This is a genomic window from Mucilaginibacter sp. (genome assembly GCF_028288105.1).
In the GTDB taxonomy this organism is placed as follows: Bacteria; Bacteroidota; Bacteroidia; order Sphingobacteriales; family Sphingobacteriaceae; genus Mucilaginibacter.
Window position 1 is genome coordinate 1 of the sequence record NZ_JAQBOI010000256.1, and the last position, 3,742, is coordinate 3,742.

Genomic DNA, 3,742 nt, shown 5'->3' on the forward strand with positions numbered 1-3,742 from the left:
AACCGGAACATATTGTTAATATAAACTTAACTATAAAGTGTCCTTTACTTAAGATAGCATCAATAGCTTTGTTGACATGATTGCAATGCGGCATTGGTTTGAATGTGATTTTGATACAATACGCTGCAAATTCTTAAAGAAATATCAATGTTGTTCATGTATTAATATCCTGCCTATGTAATATCTCAATCCGTCACCGCTATCCGGTCGGTTAATAAAAACCGGTGAATGCGCTAACATTCACACGGTCCGGTCAATCATTAAATAACTTAAGAAGCGCTCTATTGCTTTACTGTCATTTACTCACAATCAACTCTTAAAAATATGAAAAAAAAGATTACCCATGATCTTTTTAAAGTGTTTTCCGTAAAACATGTCCTCTCTTTATTGATCATGCTGCTTTCGTTATCAACCTTTGCAGCGCATAAAAAAACATCGCCTCACACATTGGCAATACAAGTTACCGGTGTGGTTACAGATGAAAACAATCAGCCATTACCCGGCGTAAACGTACGTGTCAAAAACACAACCGTTGGTACTTCAACCGATGCCAATGGTAAGTACATTATATCTGCAGAGCCGGGCTCAACCCTGGTTTACTCATTTATTGGATACCTTACATTTGAAACGCCTGTTACTACAGCGGCAACTATAAATGTTAAACTAAAGCCACAGGCAAACATGCTTAACGAGGTAGTAGCCATCGGTTATCAATCTATTCGTAAAAGCGATGTAACGGGTGCTATATCAAGTGTTAAGGCAAGCGAGTTAAACCTGTCTGCACCCACACTGGGCCAGGCATTGGCCGGTAAAGTTGCGGGTGTTCAGGTATCACAAACTAATGGTGCGCCATATCAAAGTACTAAAATAAGGGTGCGTGGTGTTGGTTCATTCAATGCAAACTCCGATCCTTTATACGTAATTGACGGTTATCCGGCAGGAAATGATATTTTTATTAATCCCAACGATATCGAGTCTATAGACATACTAAAAGATGCGGCATCTGCTGCTATTTACGGTTCCCGTGCATCTGGTGGAGTTGTTATAATTACTACCAAAAAAGGCAAAGAGGGTAAAGGCAAGTTTGAATATGATGTGCAAACAGGTGTTAACCAGCTGGCTAAAAAGGTAAAATTACTTGATGCCAATGGCTTCGCGCAGTTAGTGATAGACGGCCGTAATAACAGCTACCATGACCTATGGGTTAACAGCGGCAAAACCTGGAACGATGCGATGTATTCTGATCCTAATGCTACTCGTATTGCCAATGTGGGTAATGCCGGTAGCGTAAGTATCCCTGCCGAGATCTACAATTTTGCTACCCAAAGCGTTATTCCGCAAACGGTAAATACCGATTGGCAGGATGAACTGTATCGCAATGCAATTTATCAAAAGCACAACTTATCTTTTTCAGGTGCATCTAACGGGGTTAGGTATTTTGTAAGTGGTGCTTACCAAAACCAACCGGGTATTATTCGTTCAAGCGGGCAGGAACGTTATAACTTTCGTACCAATGTAGATGGCGATGTAAGCAAAAAACTGCATGTAGGCGCCAGTATAGCATATACCCAAAACCTTAACCGCGAAATTCAGGAGGGGCGTTTTGATCATGGGCCGATTTTAGGAGCATTGATCTACATGCCTTATTTTTCGGCATATAACCCGGATGGTTCTTTAGCTACTAACGCTGCAGCATCGCAATCTGCGGCTTATGGTTACCAGTCTATTGAAAACCCGCTGGCGCTGGCAGACCGTACCAAAATAAGCCGTAAAGGTTACCGCAGTACCTACAATGGCAATGTAACTTATACTATTTTACCGGGCTTTAATGCTAAAGTTAACTTAGGTACCCAAACGTATAACGAAAAGTACGACTATTACCTGCCAACCACCTTAAGCAGTGGTGCATTCCCTCCGGGTTCAACACAATCGTTGGCGGCGGCAACTGCAGCAGCCCAAACGTTTAGCCAGTTAGACCAGTTAGGTGAATTTACATTAAACTATAATAAGCAACTTGGAAAGCACCGTATAGATGTATTAGCAGGCTACACGGCCCAAAAAACAAGCACCGATATAGTTAGTGTTTATGCCCGTGGATTCCAAAATGATAACATCCCGGAAATTACAAATAAAGGGGCCGATCCAAGCAATTTTACACTTGTTACACTAACAAATCCGCAACCTGGTTTAGGTTTAATACCTACACAAAAATCGGTTTATACCCTACTTTCATACCTGGGGCGTGTAAACTATAGTTATAATGACAAATACTTTTTAACCGGCTCTTTCAGGGCAGATGGTTCATCACGTTTCGGCCCGCTGAACAAGTATGGTTATTTCCCATCTGTTGCTGCCGGCTGGAATTTATCACAGGAAGATTTCTATCATAATTTTTTGGGCGAACAGTCTACCGTTAAACTACGTGCCAGCTGGGGCTTAAGCGGTAACTTTAACATTGGTAATTACAATACACAGCAAACGCTGGCAAGCCCAACCGGTGTGGTATTGGGTAATAACACCATTGTAACGGCTACCTACCCGAGTGGCATTAAAGACCAAAAGCTGAGCTGGGAAACAACCTCGCAGTATAACTTTGGTACCGATATCGGTTTGTTCAAAGGCCGCTTATCAGTAATAGCTAACTATTATTTAAGCTACTCTTACAACCTGTTATACAATCAGCCTATTTCGGCAATATCAGGCAGTACTACTATCTTAACCAACCTGCGCGATTCCAAGATCCGTAACACCGGGTTTGATTTTCAACTGGATGGCCGTATCATACGATCAAAGGATTTTACCTTTAATGCAAGCGGTAACATTTCTATCAACCGTAATAAGGTGGTTAAACTATCGGGTAACAATACTATTATCATTAACGGTGCCGAACGGTCTTACCTAACAAATATTACACAACAAGGCCGGCCGGTTGGTATGTTTTACGGTTTCCAGGTGGGTGGCCTAATCACAGCCGAAAACCTTGGTAAAACGCCGCCATCATCAGCATCTACAAACCCGGCAAAAATAGGCGATCTGTATTTTGTAGATACCAATAAAGATGGAGTTGTAAATGATGCCGATAAAACGGTTATAGGCTCGCCGTATGCCGATTTTACTTACGGTTTTTCTGTTAACTCTACTTACAAGCATTTTGATATCGCTGCCTCTTTTAATGGTTCTCAGGGTAATAAGGTATTGGATGGCCAGGATTATTACCTGTATAACATGGAGGGATCGGGTAACCAGTATGCAGATGTTGCCAATCGTTATCGTGATCCTGCTAACCCGGGTAATGGTACGGTTTACCGTGCATCACGCGGTGGTACACAAAGTAACAGCACCCGTTTATCTTCCTTCTACCTGCAGGATGGTTCGTTCCTGCGTTGTACCAACATCACTTTTGGTTATACCATTCCAGATGTTCTGCGAAGTAAACTGGGCATTTCAAACGCGCGCATTTTCGCCAGTGTAGTAAATGCTTTCACCATAACCAAATATAAAGGATACAACCCGGAGGTAGATTACAACTATTCGAGTGGTGGATCTAACAACACCCAACCGGCTAACCTTGCACCAGGTATTGATTATGGTGTTTACCCATTGGTGCGTTCATATAACCTGGGTGTAAATATTACTTTTTAAAAAATTAGCTAAACAGACAGATGAAAAAGAAATTAATAGCGATAGGTTGCATTGCAGTATTTATTGCACTAAGCCCGTCATGCAAGAAAGATTTTTTAGA

General features: G+C 41.7%; 1 protein-coding gene. It reads left to right on the top strand.

Annotated elements, in window-relative coordinates; genetic code table 11:
- Window positions 1-324: 324 nt before the first annotated feature.
- Window positions 325-3,642 (top strand): TonB-dependent receptor, encoded by a 3,318-nt coding sequence (locus JWQ85_RS17420; RefSeq protein WP_299470277.1) that lies wholly within the window; start codon window positions 325-327, stop codon window positions 3,640-3,642.
- Window positions 3,643-3,742 lie beyond the last annotated feature (100 nt).

Bases quoted from the DNA above. Each gene is read 5' to 3' on its own strand.
- JWQ85_RS17420 (WP_299470277.1), top strand. From the start codon at position 325: ATGAAAAAAAAGATTACCCATGATCTTTTTAAAGTGTTTTCCGTAAAA.